The 16,457-nt window shown below is 68.1% G+C and carries 12 protein-coding genes and 1 pseudogene; 7 read left to right on the top strand and 6 right to left on the bottom strand.

What is annotated here, in order from left to right; translation table 11 throughout:
• Positions 1–18: 18 nt before the first annotated feature.
• From OG828_RS48545 to OG828_RS48530, 4 genes are all read right to left on the bottom strand, one after another.
• Positions 19–1,878, bottom strand: coding sequence for an NAD(P)/FAD-dependent oxidoreductase (locus OG828_RS48545; protein ID WP_328499726.1), 1,860 nt, complete (start codon positions 1,876–1,878; stop codon positions 19–21).
• Positions 1,879–2,394: 516 nt separating this feature from the next.
• Positions 2,395–2,694: a hypothetical protein gene (locus OG828_RS48540; RefSeq protein WP_328499727.1), complete on the bottom strand. Its 300-nt coding sequence runs from the start codon at positions 2,692–2,694 to the stop codon at positions 2,395–2,397.
• Positions 2,691–3,047: a hypothetical protein gene (locus OG828_RS48535; RefSeq protein WP_328499728.1), complete on the bottom strand. Its 357-nt coding sequence runs from the start codon at positions 3,045–3,047 to the stop codon at positions 2,691–2,693. Before OG828_RS48535 ends, OG828_RS48540 begins: the two co-directional genes overlap by 4 nt.
• A 106-nt stretch (positions 3,048–3,153) precedes the next feature.
• Complete coding sequence (locus OG828_RS48530; RefSeq protein ID WP_328499729.1) at positions 3,154–4,494, bottom strand: carotenoid oxygenase family protein; 1,341 nt, start codon at positions 4,492–4,494, stop codon at positions 3,154–3,156.
• Between the two features lie 69 nt (positions 4,495–4,563).
• Here OG828_RS48530 and OG828_RS48525 point away from each other — a divergent pair, with 69 nt between their 5' ends.
• Positions 4,564–5,205: a TetR/AcrR family transcriptional regulator gene (locus tag OG828_RS48525; RefSeq protein WP_328499730.1), complete on the top strand. Its 642-nt coding sequence runs from the start codon at positions 4,564–4,566 to the stop codon at positions 5,203–5,205.
• Positions 5,206–5,348: 143 nt separating this feature from the next.
• Here the strand turns inward: OG828_RS48525 and OG828_RS48520 are convergent.
• Positions 5,349–5,899 (bottom strand): annotated as a pseudogene (locus OG828_RS48520) (hypothetical protein); the annotation flags it as partial.
• Positions 5,900–6,870: 971 nt separating this feature from the next.
• Here OG828_RS48520 and OG828_RS48515 point away from each other — a divergent pair.
• From OG828_RS48515 to OG828_RS48505, 3 genes are all read left to right on the top strand, one after another.
• Positions 6,871–7,683, top strand: coding sequence for a helix-turn-helix transcriptional regulator (locus OG828_RS48515; RefSeq protein WP_328499731.1), 813 nt, complete (start codon positions 6,871–6,873; stop codon positions 7,681–7,683).
• Between the two features lie 101 nt (positions 7,684–7,784).
• On the top strand, positions 7,785–8,768 hold the full coding sequence (locus tag OG828_RS48510; protein ID WP_328499732.1) for a DUF1702 family protein: 984 nt from the start codon (positions 7,785–7,787) through the stop codon (positions 8,766–8,768).
• Positions 8,769–8,851: 83 nt separating this feature from the next.
• Positions 8,852–10,132 (top strand): cytochrome P450, encoded by a 1,281-nt coding sequence (locus OG828_RS48505; protein ID WP_328499733.1) that lies wholly within the window; start codon positions 8,852–8,854, stop codon positions 10,130–10,132.
• A gap of 66 nt (positions 10,133–10,198) precedes the next feature.
• Here OG828_RS48505 and OG828_RS48500 read toward each other — a convergent pair whose 3' ends face one another.
• Complete coding sequence (locus OG828_RS48500) at positions 10,199–11,743, bottom strand: GMC family oxidoreductase (protein WP_328499734.1); 1,545 nt, start codon at positions 11,741–11,743, stop codon at positions 10,199–10,201.
• Between the two features lie 244 nt (positions 11,744–11,987).
• On the opposite strand from OG828_RS48500, the gene OG828_RS48495 reads away from it, so the two are divergent.
• Genes OG828_RS48495 through asnB form a run of 3 tightly spaced genes read left to right on the top strand, consistent with a single transcriptional unit; the run spans position 11,988 to position 16,268 of the window.
• Complete coding sequence (locus tag OG828_RS48495) at positions 11,988–12,827, top strand: SAM-dependent methyltransferase (RefSeq protein ID WP_328499735.1); 840 nt, start codon at positions 11,988–11,990, stop codon at positions 12,825–12,827.
• A gap of 9 nt (positions 12,828–12,836) precedes the next feature.
• Entirely contained in the window at positions 12,837–14,387 is a 1,551-nt protein-coding gene (locus OG828_RS48490) for a GMC family oxidoreductase (protein ID WP_328499736.1), read from the top strand.
• Between the two features lie 45 nt (positions 14,388–14,432).
• Positions 14,433–16,268: an asparagine synthase (glutamine-hydrolyzing) gene (asnB, locus tag OG828_RS48485; RefSeq protein WP_328499737.1), complete on the top strand. Its 1,836-nt coding sequence runs from the start codon at positions 14,433–14,435 to the stop codon at positions 16,266–16,268.
• The last annotated feature ends 189 nt before the right edge of the window (positions 16,269–16,457 follow it).

The following is a 16,457-nucleotide window of genomic DNA, read 5'->3' as shown; positions in this document are numbered from 1 at the left end:
ACGCCCGGCACGGCCCGCTCAGCCGATCCCGGTCGGCGAGGCCGCGCTCCGGGGGGCCTCGACGCCGTCGAGCTCGGCCGGTTCGTCCACGGAGGGCACGAGCGCCGGAACCGGCGTCACGAGCTCTCGGTGCGCATCGAGTGCCGGCGCGGCGTGGCGCCAGTCACTGTTGTCGGCGAAGAAGACGTCGCGCAGGGCGGAGAAGCTGCGCCGCCACCCTTCGCGCGCCTCGCCCAGCACGAAGGCCGCACCGTCACGTGCGTACGTCATCAGCGGGAAGGTGCAGTTGTCCCGGTACACCGGGTCGCCGTGCATCCGGTACCACGTGACGTGGCGGGCACCGGGGATCAGCGTGAACGTCGCCGTGGCGGTCTTCTTGGGGTCGCCGAAGCCCATGTAAGGCGGCAGGAAGTCGATCGCGCGGAACCGGGCGAAGATGCGCTCGCTCGCCTCCCGGTGGGTGATCTGGCCTGCGATCGCGGCGTCCATGTCTGCGCGCGAGGCCCGCGCCATGTCGACGACGCCCGGCAGGTGGCTGCCAAGCACGCCCATGCGGCTCGGCTCGGTGGTCTTCTCCAGGTACGAGCGGTCCTTCGTCTTGTGGTAGCGCATCAGCAGCGACAGCGGACCGAACGTGCCGAGGAGGCTCCCCATCACCCAGTTGCGGTTCCACGCGTTCCAGGTGTCGTAGCTCGCGAACGAGTCGTACGACCCTGACACGATCGTGTCGTAGTGGTCGAACCCGCGGTTGACCACGTCCTCCATGAACTTGAACCGTTCGACCGCGTAGTCGTTCTCCTCGACGGCTTTGAGCAGCGACTCGGCGATCAGGTCGACCGCAGCGATGAGCACCGACATGCCGCTCGAGTAGAGCGGGTCGATGAACGCGGCCGCGTGCGGGAGTTGGATCAGGCGGGGCGCGATCAGGTGCGGCGAGGAGTACTGGATGCGGCCCGACCTGACCCACGGCCGTGCGGCGTTCGCCTCGGCGAAGTGCCGTGCAATCGTCGGGTAGGCGGAGATGATCCGGCGGAACTCCTCCTCCGGCGTCCCCTGCGGCTCAGGGTGCTTGCGCCGGTCGAGCATCAGGCCCACGCTGGTCAGCGGGTTAGTGGCGTCGCGGTGGTTGCTGAACGGGATGACCCACATCCAGCCGCCGTCAAAGACGTGATGCATGGTGGACTGACCGAGCGGCGAGATCAGGCCGCGCCGACCCTTGGGGTCCAACAGCAGATCCGCGCTCTTGACGCCCATCATGTGGGTGTAGATGGTGCGTGTGTCAGTACGGAAGCGCGGCACTTCGTCGCGCATGCCGAGCTGGTCGGAGACCATCGACCGCATGCCCGAGGCGTCGATCAGGAGCTTGGCGCGGTACGTCTCGCCGGAGGCCGCGCGCAGTTCGACCTCGTCGTCCCCGAAGGTGATGTCGGAGATGCGCGTCTGGGAGCGGAACGTCGCCCCGTACTTGACCGAGAGCGCCGCGAGGAAGGCATCGGTGTCCTGGCGGAACAGATGCGAGTCAGGGCCGACGGGCGGTGTCAGCGTCCCGAACTGGTTGATCTCCTCGGGGCGGTTCTCCTCGCCGTCACGGTGATACATGAAGCCGAAGGAGCGCTTCACCCCGCAATTACTGCTCACGTGTTTGCGCAGCTTGTGGAACGTGCCGATCCACCCGATCTCCGGGACGCCGTATTTGTTGGCGACGATACGCAGGCGTAGGCCGGTCTCCGGAATCAATGACTCGCCGATGGTGAACCTCGGATGGCTCGCTCCCTCAAGCAGGAGAGTCGAGACTCCGTGCCGGGCGAGGATGCACGCGAGCATCGAGCCGCCGATTCCCGACCCGAGGATTGCCACTTCATATCGCTGAGTGCCCATGGGTTCCCCATAATCGCGGTGTCCGTGGATGAGTATCCGTGAGAGCGCCTGCCCGCCGTCACCAGGATGGCCCCCGGACCTGCGTGGGGGCTTCTCTTGCCTTGCCGTCGCTAAGGCCGCCGGCGCCGAAACAGCGCAATCCTGAAGATGCCGAGCCTCGCAAAACCGGTCGAGGGCAGGAACGGAGAAGCAGACCTTGCGAATGCGTTTGATATTCGCCATTGACGACCGCGCCGCGCGGTCGCTATGCGTCGTTCCAGGAAGAACACATGCCCAATGCCGTCACCGAACCCTCGGTGATTCCCGGCCCGGAACATCTCCGTTCGTTAACCCCGATCATGCATGAGGGCCCGTCAGTTTGCTGATGAGCCCTTTCGTTGAGAGCGGAGATTTCGGCTCGTGGGCAGGTTGATGGCCCGGCTCTCGTGCCGGGTGGGCGCCGGTTTCACAGCCCCGGGGTGATGTTGTGCTCGTAGCACGCCGGCACGGATCGGCACGCGGAACGGCCCGGCGCCCTCAGACGTCGGGGCGTTCGGCTACCGGCTTTCGGTGAGCGGGCCAAGCGGCGTCGGTGGCCAGCAGCTCGCCGGTGATCTCCTCCAGACTGCGGCGCTTGGTCGCGAGTCCCATCCACAGGACCAGGCAGCCGCCAGGAGCAGCGGCACCGCGCCGACGACCGCGGTCACCGCGATCGAGGGAACGGTCGTGGCAACGACGGTCGCGATGATCAGCACCCTCGCCGAGTTTGGTCATGCTGGCCGCGAGGCCCGAACCGCGCGAGCGCAGCGCGACGAATGACAGCGTCGCCGGCTTCATGACGTCGATCGTGATCGCGATGGCGCGGACCACGAGCGGCGCGACGTGTTGAGCGCGTATCGGGGCGTCGTCGACGGCTGTGACACGGATACGCCGCGCCGACTTCTTGATTCTCGTCCCCGCGCGGGCAACACGCCGTACAGCACCGCGACCAGTCCGACGGCGATGAGCACCAATTCTGTGATCACGGCGGCGTTTCCGGCTGCATCCCGGACATGTGGTTCTGCATGTCGCGCGCCGAAGTTCATCGGCAGGTGCAGCGCGGCACCCGCTGTGCACGCGAGCACGCCGAACCAGAACACCGCAGGGTGCTCGAACTCCCCCCGGGCACGCCCGAGCACCCTCAGCGCCATGAGCATTCCTCACTGCCAGTCGAACACTTCTGAGCAGACTAAGGACCGCGGCGGCCCGCGCCTTCTTCCAAATTGACCCGATCGCGAAAAGGAGCCGCGGTGTCCGTCAGTCCGCGATCCACGCCGCGTGCAGACCGTGCGGCACTCGCACCGGCAGACGCACGACCGCTGCCGGCTCTCCAGTGAAGTCGGCCGTGTCCAGAACCACCAGTTCGCTGCGGTCGTCCGCCGCGTCGTAAACGAAGCTCAGCAGCCAGCCGTCCGCCTCGGCGGCGTCGGGACGGCGCGGTACGAACACCGCCTCGCCTGTTTCGTGGCCCGGCCCGAACCGGTGGGTCTCCGTACGGCCGCCAATGAGGTCGTGACGGAGGAGTCCGGGGCCGGCGAGGTACCCGCCGCTCTCGCACGGGGACATGGCGACAGCGAAGCCGTACCGATTGTGTGAGCCCTTATATCTGTCGTCGATCCTGGGGAACTCCTCGACGTACTCTTCGAGCTGTTCCTCGACGACCGTGCCGCTGCGCGGGTCGACCGTCCACCGCCAGAGCGTGGGAGCCGACTCGCCCGGCCGGAGCGGCTCGCGGTCGAAGACCCGCGCGTGGCGGACGAGGTGGATGACAATCCGGTTCGCGCGCTCGTAGGCGTTGACCGGATGGAAGACGTAGCAGGGATCGACATTCATCCAGAGCACATCGGGCGCATCGGCCTCGCGCGGCAGCACACCGATCCTGGCCTCGTGATCCGGTCGCCACCTGTACGGGACGCGCGAGCCGCCGGCTGCGGCGGCCGGATCATAGGCGACGGGGAGGTCGTAGAAGATCGCGTAGCGTTCGGTCAGCGAGAAGGCGTGCATCATCGGCGGACTCTTCACCGCGATCGGCAGCGTTCTGCGTACCGTGCCGTCCGCGCCGATGACGAGGTAGAGGACGTACGGCGGCTCGTGATAGTAGGCGACCGCGAACATCTCCCCAGTGAGCGGATCGATCTCCGGGTGGGCGGAGAACCCGGCCGAGAGCGTCCCGTCGAAGTCGACGCGGGCCGCGGTGGCCAGATCGGGGTCGATCTGGATCGGCAGCACACCCCCGTCGCCCAGCGCGAGGATTCGGCCCGCGTGCCGGACGAGGTTGCCCCCGGCGTCGTCAGACAGGCCGTGGCGCGGTCCCGGCGCGGGCAGCTCTCCCAGATGGGCGCAGACCCGGTCGGTCCGGAGCCATCTGTTTCGGTACCACTCCGCGCGTCCGTCCCGGATACGGATCGCGTGCACCATGGGCGCCCCCTCGAACGCGTGGCGACGCGCGTCGGGCACACCCAGAGGATTCGGTCCGATGCGGGCGAACGTGCCGTTCAGCTCGGGCGGCAGTGTGCCCATCACCTCCGGCTGGAACACGGTGGCCTCACGGGAGACCGGCCGGTAGCCGCCTACCTGGGTATACGGTGCGCCGCCCATCCCGCCTCCGTTACACATCGGCGTTACGTAACATTGTTACACTCACCCTTCTGTGCGACCATGTCAAGAGTGAGCCCTCGACAAGCCGACCCTGAAGTGAGCGCGAACCTGATCCTGGCCGCGGCTCGCCTGCTGAGCGAGGAGGGACCGAGCGCACTGTCCACCCGGCGGCTCGCCGCTGCCGTGGGCACCTCCACCACCGCGGTGTACACCCACTTCGGCGGCATGGACGATCTGGTCAGGGCCATGGTGCACGAAGGCTTCCGGCGTCTGAACGACCGGATGACCGAGGTCGCGCAGACCGACGACCCCGTCGCCGACGTCGCGGCGCTCGGATACGCGTACCGCGCCAACGCGATCGAGCATCAGTACCTGTACTCGATCATGTTCGGCGGAGCGAGCCTCGGCGGCTTCGCACTCTCGGACGACGAACGACAGCACGGCCGCTACACGCTGCAGACGCTGGTGGGTGCCGTGGACAGATGCATGGCGGCGGGCCGGTTCTGCGCCGACGACCCGACTCGCGTGGCGCACCATATGTGGATCGGGGTCCACGGGCTCGTCACGCTGGAACTCGGCGGATACCTCATCGAGCCCTACGACGCCGACGCCTGCTTCCAGACAGTGGTATGCAGCATGCTCGTGGGCGCCGGCGACGACGGCGACAAAGCGGCGGCGTCGATGAAAGCCGCTGGCGCGCGCCGTGGTTGAGCGGTGCGCTCAGCCCGGTCGGTTGCCGTGCTTGCACTCGACTAGGCCGACGCACGTGCCGCGCAGAAACCGAAGTGTGCGGGCCGAGGCCCCCGGGTCCCGACCGGGTCGATGACGTCGCCAACCAGCCCGCGCACCGCCGCCTAGGGCAGGCCTGTTAACGGTTCGGGAGTCCCGCAGTGTGCCCCTACCTGCGGCAGCATGAAGTCCAGGTCCTCACAACATGCGTCCAGCACCGCGCCGTGCCGGCCTGCGGGCCACTACCTCGACCTGGGCGGAAGACGACGCTGTGTGGACACCTCGCCCATTCCTGAGATGCGATCCGCGGCGCCGAGCAGTTGCCGGTGTCTTCCAGCCGGGCAGTGGGAATCGGGCAAGCTCCCATTCCAGCTAGTAACTGGAGGGGCGGGGACGACGGTCGAGAGCAAAGAGCAGATCCAGCAGAAAGCCGGATGCTGCCGGCGGCGCGGAGACGGGCCGCGAGCGAAGGCCCGTCGCGGTCGTTCTTGACCGAGCAGTAGAGGGAGTTGGCGGAGGCATCGAGCCACTCGCCCGTCTCGTGGAAGGCTTCATCGGCACCGAGCCGCGCCTTGCCGGCCAGGATCTGCCCGATGCCTCCGCCGAGCCGGTCGAGCACGATCCGGGCGCAGGCGAGGACGTACCGTTCGAAACCAGGCATTCCGGCGGTGCGAAAAACACGGGGCGGCTCCGGACGTAGAGGTCGTGCAGCGCCCGCAGGATTACACGGCGGGGAGGGACGTACAGCTGGACGAAGCGGTGACGCTGACGCTGGAAGCACTGGAGATGACGGTCGGTAACCTCGCCGTCCCCACAGCGCACGCGGCCGCGTATTTCGCGCCAGGTGTATACGGATCTCGGCCGGACGGCCGTTCCGGCTCGCCGTCGGTGGCGTTCACTCTGCCTCCCTGCCACGACTGAACGAGCCCGAGTAATGGGTTCACCAAACGGAATCACTCCCTCTCCCTTTCCTCACCGAAGGCGTCGGCACCGTGGCTTGTGAAGGCAGCCCTGATTTCCTCACCGGAATCACATATTCGGATTGCCCGGCCACGCCATTAGCCACTTGCCATTTGCGGTGATCGAATTGGACAGCGGCCCGATACGACTGCCCGCCGGGGTGGACAACCGGTCGCGGGCGCAAAGGAAGAGGGCTCGCCACCACCGCCCGCCTCCGGCATCGAGGCCTCGGTCGGCCTCTCCAAGCGCAGCGGCGCTTGCACGCCGCTACGCGCATCCGGGGACGCTGCGCGCCGCACGGGGCGCAGCTCGCACAACGGCACCGCACACCGGCGGCCCGGGGCACCCCGACAGGTCTCCCGCTTCCCGGAGACCACCTTCGTCTCTCATGAAGTGGCTCCGGAGCCAGCTCGGCGAACCGCGCGTCCTGATCCAAGCGCGCCACGAGCCCGGCAGCAACTCGCGGTGCTCGCAAAACAATCTGACCAAATGTCACATAGGACACTCCGGTAAATCGCTTCACAAGAACCACCTGAATACCCCGACGGTGCAAATCCGATACAGGCAACTTCAAAGAAGTGTTGTCGCGCGTGACATGCGCATCATCGAACCGCATCTCAGAGGCTGCCCTGGATGGGATCAGCGGCCGATCACGGGGTAGCCGCATCGAGACAACGGGGGCTCCATATGGAGGTATCGAGACTGGCGGTCGAACGCGCGATAACGACGATGTGGGATCACTACAGTGAACCACTGTCCTTAGACGAGATTGCCGACACCGCCGTATTAAGCAAGTTCTACTTTTCGCGGGTTTTCCGCTCTCTCACGGGCACGTCGCCGGGGCGCTTCCTGACCGCGATCCGCCTCTACAGCGCGAAGAACTTGCTGCTGGAGACGTCGCAGAGCGTAACTGACATCTCCTATCAGGTGGGCTACAACAGCCTAGGAACGTTCACCACCCGGTTCACTCGGAGCGTCGGTGTCTCGCCGACCCGCTTCCGGTCGCTGTCACACAGCGGCCTGCCGCCACTTCCGCGCTTCGAGACGGACGCGGGCCGCCGATCCGGCGCGGTGCAGGGCACGGTGGTGCTGCCACCGAGCAGCACGCCGCTGCGCGTCTATGTCGGCGCATTCGGCAGCCCCATCGTCGAGGGGATGCCAGTCTCCTGCGACATCCTCGAGAGCCCCGCCTACGGCTGCCGAGTGCTGAAGTACCAACTGAGCGGAGTGCCCGTCGGTCAGTGGTACGTGCGCGCGGCCGCGGTGGCGGTGCGCTGGGTCGACGTCGACCCGCGCCCGTGGGCCCGCTATCCCCTCTTAGTGGGCGCGGGCAAGCCGATCGCCGTGCGGGCCGACCAGAACGTCAATCTCCGCATCCCGATGCGCGCCGTGGACAAGACCGACCTGCCGATCCTGCTGGCGTTACCAGAGCTCGACAACCGGCTCCTTCCCGAGCCGAACCCGGCGCCTCAGCGGGCCCCGGAGACCGCAGCGCGTTGACGCGGCGTCATGACGGCAACCAGAGAGTAGGCGCGCCAACCGGCGGGTTGACACGATCCCACTCAGATCTCCAGGTATCGATCCGCCCAGAGGAGAGAACGATGGCCAGTGGTTGGCGAGCGCTCAGAAGGCGGGTTCTGACGCCGAGCACGTCGGAGGCGAGTCTTTCGGTCCGTGGCTTCCACGTAAAGAGCCCGCCCGCGCGGCAGATGCTGGAGACGGTCGGCGAGACCTTCCTCACCGGGTACGCGTATGCCGCCGAGGCGCGCGTGCCGGCGGAGGCCGAGGAGCGTCTCGAGGAGTTGCCGTGGCAGTTCCGCGGTTTCGCCTACGAGGGCGCAGGCATGGGCTTCGCGATACGCGACGGCCTCCCGTTCGGAGGCCGCAACGTGAGCCGGTTCCTTGAGGGCAGGGCCAGGGACCATGTGTACATGGTCTACGTCGGGGTGGGCTGGGCCATGGCCCGACTGCCGCGGTTCCGATGGGCGAAGGTGTCCGCAGCCGCCGCTGATCCGCTGCTGCGCTGGCTCGTCCTCGACGGGTATGGATTCCACCAGGCCTACTTCCACACCGACCGGTACGTGCGCCGGCAGTATCAGGAGCCGAACTTCCCCTGGCCGGCGGGCGGCCCGTCCTCGTACGCGAGCCGGGTGATCGACCAGGGCATAGGGCGGGCGATCTGGTTTGTCGGCGGAGCCGACCCTGAGATGGCCGCCGACCTGATCGACGCGTTCGACGAAACCCGGCGGGCCGACCTCTACAGTGGCGCCGGCCTCGCCGCGACGTACGCGGGTGGGGTGGACAAGGAGGAACTGCAGGCCTTCATGCGGCGCGCCGGAAACCACATGCCGCAGGTCGCGCAGGGTGCTGTGTTCGCCGCAACCGCCCGGCTCCAGGCCGGCCTTGTGACGGCGAACACCAGGCTGGCGACCGACCTGCTCTGCGGCGTCACGCCGGCTCAAGCGGCCGACCTGGCCGACACCAGCCGCACCGAGCCTTTCGGCGACTCCGACGTCCCCACCTACGAACTCTGGCGGCAGCGCATCACCTTGGGGCTCGCCGAGCTCCGGCGGGCCGTTTCGTGACGACCATGAGGCCTGCGGTCAGGCGGGCCGGCCGTCGGATCCCGGGGCCGCCGCGTGCCTCCACACTCCCCATCCTCGCCAGGATGGTGCGGAGCCGTCTCGATGTCATGGCGTGGGCCGCCGCCGAGTACGGCGATGCTGTTCGTCTGCCTCTGGGCCCCAAGACGCTCTACTTCTTCAACCACCCCGACCACGCCAAGCACGTCCTGGCCGACAACGCCGAGAACTACACCAAGGGTCTCGGCATGATCCACGCCCGGCGCGCCCTCGGGGACGGCCTACTCACCAGCGACGGCGAGGTCTGGCGCGGGCAACGCAAGACGATCCAGCCGGTCTTCCAACCGAAACGGATTGCCGGCCAGCTCGGCGCCATCAGCGACGAGGCAGAGCGGCTGGCCGCGCGGCTCAGCACGCAGGTCGGCCAGGGCCCGGTGGACATGCGCGCCGAGATGACCGCGTTCACCCTCGGCGTGCTGGGGCGCACACTGATCGACGCTGACCTCGGCGAATTCGAGTCGCTCGGCGACTCGTTCGAGGCCGTCCAAAACCAGGCGATGTTCGACGCCATCACGCTGGGCACGGTGCCGCTGTGGCTTCCGCTGCCCCTGCAGATGCGCTTCCGGCGGGCGAGACGGGATTTGCAGCGCGTTGTCGACCGGCTGGCCGCCGATCGCGCCGCACGGCCCGCAGGCGACGATGTCGTCTCTCGGCTGATCGAGTCGGTCCGCCATGAACCCGACCGACGCGTCGGACGGGTACGTATGCGCGACGAGCTGGTCACCCTGCTGCTCGCCGGCCACGAGACCACGGCCAGCACACTGAGCTGGGCGTTCCATTTGCTCGACGAGCACCCGGAGGTGTGGGAGCGCCTGCACAACGAGGCCGTCGCGGTGTTCGGACACGGGCCGTTGACCATCGAGAGCATGCACGGGCTCACGTATACGACGCAGGTTCTCGACGAGGTCATCCGCCTCTATCCCCCGGTCTGGCTGCTGCCGCGCATCGCCCGCGCGGATGACGAGATCGGCGGATTCCCCGTCGGCGCCGGCTCCGACGTGCTGCTCTGCCCGTACCTGCTCCACCGGCACCCGTCGTTCTGGACGCAACCCACGCGCTTCGATCCGGAGCGGTTCACCCCCGCCGCGTCGGCGGGCAGGAACCGCTACTCCTACATCCCGTTCGGCGCGGGACCGAGGTTCTGCGTCGGCAACAGCCTCGGCATGATGGAGGCCACCGTCGTACTCGCCACGGTTGCACGCGATCTGCGTCTGACGAAGGTACCCGGATACCGGGTGGCCGGTGAGGCGATGCTGACCCTGCGCATCCGCGGCGGCTTGCCGATGACGGTGCGCGCGGTGACCTGACGGGGCTTCGCAGACACGGAACCGGCCGGAGCGGATCATCCGCTGCGGCCGGTTCGTGCCGTGCGGCTACGCGCGCAGCCAGTCCGCCGTACGCTCGCCGATCATGATCGAGGTGAGGTTTGTGTTCGCGCGGACGGTGTTGGGCATCACCGAGGCGTCGCAGACATACAGGGACTGGAGCCCATGCACCGCGCACCGCTCGTCGACGACGGTCGAGGGATCCTCCGCCGGCCCCATGCGCACCGTCCCCACCGGGTGGTAGGCGCTGTCGATGCTCGTCTTGACGTACTGCCGGATCATGTCGTCGTTGTCGATCACCGCCTCGCGCAGGACGACGAAGCCTTGCGCCAGCCCGCGGATGCCCGGATGGTTGGCCAGGCGCCACGAGGTGCGCACGCCCTCTACGAGCAGGTCGAGCTCCCGGCCGCCGTCTGCAAGGAAGTTCAGCTCGATCCGCGGCGGTGCCAGCGGGTCCGTGGAGGTCAGCGCGAGTGTTCCGCGGGAACGCGGCCGCTGCGACACGACCATGACGCCGAGGATCATCGTCGTTCCCGAGAGCATCTGGAGCTCAGGGAAGTGCGCCAGGTCGAAGTGGTTCACCATGTAGTACTGCAGGTCGTTCGTCTCGTCGGAGCCCGTCGCGGTGGTGCGCAGGATCTCCTGTAGGAACGGGCCCGACGGGTCGCAGACTCCGGGGCGCGGCGCGAGGAACGCGCCGGTCCGCTGGTGGTCGACGAGGTTCGCGCCGACGCCCGGCAGGTCGGCGCGGCTGTCGATGCCAAGCCGTCGCAGCTCCGCGGCGGGACCGATGCCGGATCGCATGAGGATCATCGGCGAGGCCACGGCGCCGGCCGCAAGGATCACACGCCGCGCGCTGATCGTCTCGTACGCGCTGCCGGCCACCGAGGCCGTGACGCCGACCGCGCGCGCCCCCTCGAACACGATCCGGTCGACGACCGTATGGGCCCTGATGTCCAGGTTGGGGCGGCCCCGTGCTGGCGTCAGGTAGGCCATCGCGGTGGTGACCCTGTCCACCCGGTCACGTCGGTTCGATGGGATCGGGCCGACGCCGGTCGCCTCGGGATGGTTGTGGTCCTTGGCCTCGGGGAAGCCCGCTTCGAGGCAGGCCTCGACGAAGGCGACCTGCCCCGGCACCAGCTCGTCCGCGCGCCAGCGGCGGATCGGGTAGGGGCCGCCCTGGCCGTGGTACTCGCCGCCGAAGTCGAGGTCGTCCTCCAGGCGTCGGAAGTACGGGAGCACCTCGCGCCAGGACCACGCCGGGTTTCCGGCCCGCGCCCACTCGTCGTAGTCCGCGGGAACACCGCGCAGCGCGACTGTGGCGCCGACGGCCGAGGAGCCGCCGGTCACCTTCCCGCGCGGAAAGCGGATCCTGCGCCCTTCGTGGATGTCCGCCTTGAACTCCCAGTCGTGGTCCTGAAAGGACATCGCGTTGCCGGTGCGGATGTCGTCAGGTGTCTCCTGCGACGTCAGATAGTCGGGGCCGGCCTCGATGAGAAGCACACGGCGCGACGCGTCCTCACTCAGTCGCGCGGCGAGCACGGCGCCAGCCGACCCGGCGCCGACGACGATGTCATCGTATTGAGGCGTCATTCATGATCCTCGCTGACATGGGCTGCGGGAAGCGCGACGCGACACGGGCACACGTCGCCAGGGACGCAGGTTCTGAATCCCTCTCGTCAAGCGTCGCGTCGGCGGCCTCGGCGGACTACTCCGGAGTTGCCCGGCACTGTTCGCCCGCGGGGCACGGAGCGAGAAGCGCCGGCGTGCCCGCGGCGTCACTCTGGTCTCGACAACGCCGCGAGCTCCGGTGCCGTGGCTCGAAGGAGGCTGCAGCATGTCAGAGAACCCATCGACGGCAACACGTCTTGAGGAGGCGCCGGTCGGGGTGAACGCCATGATCCCCAATACGGCGCGGATCATGGACTACCTGCTCGGCGGGACCGCGAACTTCGCGTCTGACCGCGCCGTCGGCGACAACGCGTTCGTCAACTGGCCGGGTGAGCCCGGCGGTGTCGAAGGAGTGCGCATCGACCTCCACGCGGCGCGCAACGCCCTCGGGCGCATCGTCGGATACCTCGCGGGCGAGTGCGGGATACGGCAGTTCCTTGACTTGGCCACCGGGCTGCCGACCATGGGCAACACGCACGAGGCCGCGCGCGCGGTCGCGCCCGGCTGCCGCGTCGTCTACGTCGACAACGAGCCCTCTGTGGCGTCCCACGGGCAACACCTGCTTGCCTCCGACCCGGACACCGTCTTCCTCGACGCGGACTTCCGCGATCCACAGGACATCCTGCGCAGGGCCGCCGCGACGCTCGACTTCTCCCAGCCCGTCGGGCTCATTCTGTTCGGCGTGCTCCATTTCATCGACGACGCCGACGGGCCCGAGCGGATCCTGGCCGAGCTGCTCGCCGCCGTTCCCTCCGGCAGCTATCTGGCGCTCTCCCACTTCGCCAAGGACGACGAGGACACGGCGTTGAACGCGATGCTGACTGAAATGGACAAGCAGACGGGCGATTCCGTGGTGCGCCGGACCCGATCCGATGTCTCGCGGTTCTTCGACGGCATGGATGTCGTGCCGCCCGGAGTGGTGGAGACGGAGCTCTGGCGGCCGCCGCAGGGCGCCTCGGGGCCCAAGCCGCTGCCCATGTGGTGCGGCCTCGCCCGCAAGCGGTGAGGGGCGGGCATGTCGGCACCGGAGATCTATGACGACATCATCGTGGGGGCAGGCAGTGCCGGCGCCGTGCTGGCCGCCCGCCTCAGCGAGGACCCCGGCCGGCGGGTGCTGCTGGTCGAGGCCGGGCGGCACTACGCCACGCAGGCGAGGACCCCGGACGACATCCTGGACGCCAACGCGATGTCGCTCGTGAAGCACAGCTGGGGGTTCACTACTCAGCTCACGCGCAACCGCCGCGTCATGTTTCCGCTCGGGAAGGTCACCGGCGGCTCCTCGGCCGTGGGCAATACGGTCGTGATCAGGGGAACGCCGCAGGACTACGACGAGTGGGCGCAGCACGGCAACCCGCTGTGGGGCTGGGAGCACGTACTCCCGGTTTTCCGCGCGCTCGAGGACGATCTGGACTTCGGCGACCGTGACGTCCACGGCCGCGGCGGGCCGGTGCCCGTCAGGAGGTGGCGCCCCGAGGAACTGACGGACGTTCAGCAGGCGTTCCTCGAGGTCTGTCTCGCTGCCGGCCACCCGTGGGCCGAGGACCACAACCACCCCGAGTCGACCGGCGTCGGACCGATCCCGTCGAATCGGCGCGATCCGCGGATCCGCGTGTCGACGGCGATGTCGTACCTCTGGCCGGCGAGCACGCGGGAGAATCTCACGATCCTGCCCCACGCCCTCGTCGACCGGGTCCTGTTCGAGGGAGAGCGCGCGGCGGGCGTGGTCCTGTTCGCAGACGGCGGCCCGTATCAGACGATCCGTGCGCGGAGGGTGATCCTGGCGGCCGGGGCGGTCGCATCGCCGGCGATCCTGCTCCGCTCGGGGATCGGGCCCGCGGAGGACCTGCGCGCGCTGGGCGTGCCCGTGCGGGCGGACCTGGCCGGCGTGGGTGCGGGGCTGACTGACCAGCCGCGCATCGGCGTGTTCATGACGCCCAAGCCGGGCTACGAGAACGAGGGCAAGTCGACCGGGCAGATCGTGACCCGCACGACCGACGACCGGTTCAACGACCAGTACTACGCGATGGTCAACCGCTTCGATCTCACGCTCCACTTTCCCGAATTGCGGCGGGTCGCCGGGGCCAGGGCGGTGTTCGGCGTGATGGTCGTGCTCCGTCGGCAGCACTCGCGCGGCCGGGTCACCCTCGCGTCGTCGAGCCCGTACGCTGCTCCCCGCGTCGACCTGGGGTATCTCTCCGACGAGCGCGACTACCGTCTGCTCGCGGAGGGCGTCAGGGGCTGCTGGGAGTTGGCGCGCTCACCGAAGATCTTCAACAAGGGTGAGCAGCTGGTCGGGCTGGACGAGCGCGTCATGGACGACGACGAGGCCCTGCGCGACTACATCGAGAGGGCTGTGGACAGCGCCTACAACCCGGTGGGCACCGTGCGCATGGGGCCGGCTGACGACCCGGGGGCGGTTGTCGATCAGCGCTGTGCGGTGTACGGGGTCGAGAACCTCCATGTTGTGGACGCGTCGATCATGCCCAGCATGGTTTGCGCCAACACGCACCTGAGCGTCGTCATGATCGGTGAACGGGCGGCCGCACTGTTGCGCGGCTCCGCGTGATTCGAAGCAGGACCGAACCTTTTGATTGCCACAGGAGGCGGGCAGATGTGCGGAATTACCGGCTGGGTGGCGTTCGACCGCGACCTCACGCGCGAGCGCAAGGTCCTGGATGCGATGACCGAGACCATGGAGTGCCGGGGTCCTGACGCCTGCGGCACGTGGGTCGACCGGCACGCCGCTCTCGGCCACCGGAGGCTGGCCGTGATCGATCTGGCCGGCGGGGTGCAGCCGATGACCGCACACACCGAACAGGGCGATGTGACGCTCGTCTACAGCGGCGAGGTCTACAACTTCGTCGAACTGCGCGAGGAGCTGACCCGGCAGGGAGAGCGCTTCACCACTTCCAGCGACACAGAAGTGGTCCTGCGCGGCTACCTGCGCTGGGGAGCGGCGCTGGCCGATCGGATCAACGGTATGTATGCGTTCGCCATCTGGGACGCGCGGGACCAGAAGCTCGTGATGATCCGCGACCGCATGGGGATCAAACCGTTCTACTACTACCGAACGCCCGACGGCGTCATCTTCGGTTCGGAGCAGAAGGCCATCCTGGCCAACCCGCTCGCCAAACGCGTGGTGGACGCAGATGGGCTGCGCGAGACACTGTCATACGCCTTTACGCCGGGACACGCGATCTGGACGGACATACGGCAAGTGGAGCCCGGCACCATGGTCACCGTCGACGACGCCGGCGTGCACGAGCGCACCTATTGGCGGATGGAGACCCGGCCGCACACCGACGACGTGGACACCTCCGTCGGTCGGGTTCGCGAACTCCTGGACGACATTGTGCGGCGGCAGCTCGTCGCCGACGTGCCACGCTGCGTGCTGCTGTCCGGCGGGCTCGACTCCGGCACGCTCACCGCGCTGGCCGCGGCCCATCTCGGCGGCGAGCGGGTGTCGACATTCGCGGTCGACTTCATGGGTCAGGCAGAGAACTTCAAGCCGGACGACCTGCGCGACACCCCGGACACACCGTTCATCCGCGACGTCGCCGAACATGTCGGCTCGGAGCACACCGACATCGTGCTCGACCCGAAGGCGCTGGCCGACCCCGACGTCCGCAAGGCCGCGCTCATCGCGCGGGACACGCCGATGGGGGTCGGCGACATGGACTTCTCGCTGTACCTGCTCTTCAAGTCGATTCGTGAGAAATCGACCGTCGCCCTGTCCGGCGAGGCGGCGGACGAGATATTCGGCGGGTACAAGCACATGCATATCCCCGCCATCCAGAGCGCACGCGCGTTTCCGTGGATAGCCGTCAGCGTGGGCCCGTTCGACAAGGACGCCACCGGGCTGAACCCGCAACTGGTGTCGCAACTGAAACTCGAAGAGTATCGGCTGGACAGGTACGAAAGCGCCGTCGGGGAAGTCGGGCGGCTCGACTCCGAGGACGACTTCGAGTACCGCATGCGGGTCATGATCTATCTGCACCTGACCCGCTTTATGCGGTACATGCTCGACCGCAAGGACCGAATGAGCATGGCAGTCGGACTGGAGGTCCGGGTGCCGTTCTGCGACTATCGGCTCGTCGAATACGTCTACAACGCGCCCTGGTCGTTGAAGACCTACGACGGCAGGGAGAAGAGCCTGCTGCGTGGAGCGATTAAAGAGATGCTTCCGGAGTCGGTCGCTTGGCGGCCGAAGAGCCCGTATCCGTCGACTCAGGATCCCTATTACAGCCGGGAGCTCCAGCTACAGGGCAAGGAATTGCTGACGCGCCGCGATCACGAAGTGTTCGAGTTGGTGGACCGGGGCTGGCTCAAGGCTGCGACGGAGCGCGACCCGGCCGCGATGGACCGGCTGACGCGGCTGGGCCTGGAGCGGGCCCTCGACCTCGACGTGTGGCTGGACGTCTACCACCCCGAACTCAGGCTTCCATAACGCCGGTCGACGCGATCGGCGAGGCGACCAGGGATGCTGCGCCGCGTCCGGAACCCGCCCCGGTCTTTGCGTAGCCGGCCCGCGACGGTCACCGGCCTGGAGTGCCCGGCAGGATGCCGATGACGGTGCGGTCAGTCGCGTGCGGGAAAGAAGCGAGCCCGGTGCAGCCGCCCGGTAGCCGGACGGCTG

This window comes from Streptomyces sp. NBC_00457 (assembly GCF_036014015.1).
In the GTDB taxonomy this organism is placed as follows: domain Bacteria; phylum Actinomycetota; class Actinomycetes; order Streptomycetales; family Streptomycetaceae; genus Streptomyces.
This window is presented reverse-complemented; position numbering and strand designations above follow the sequence as displayed.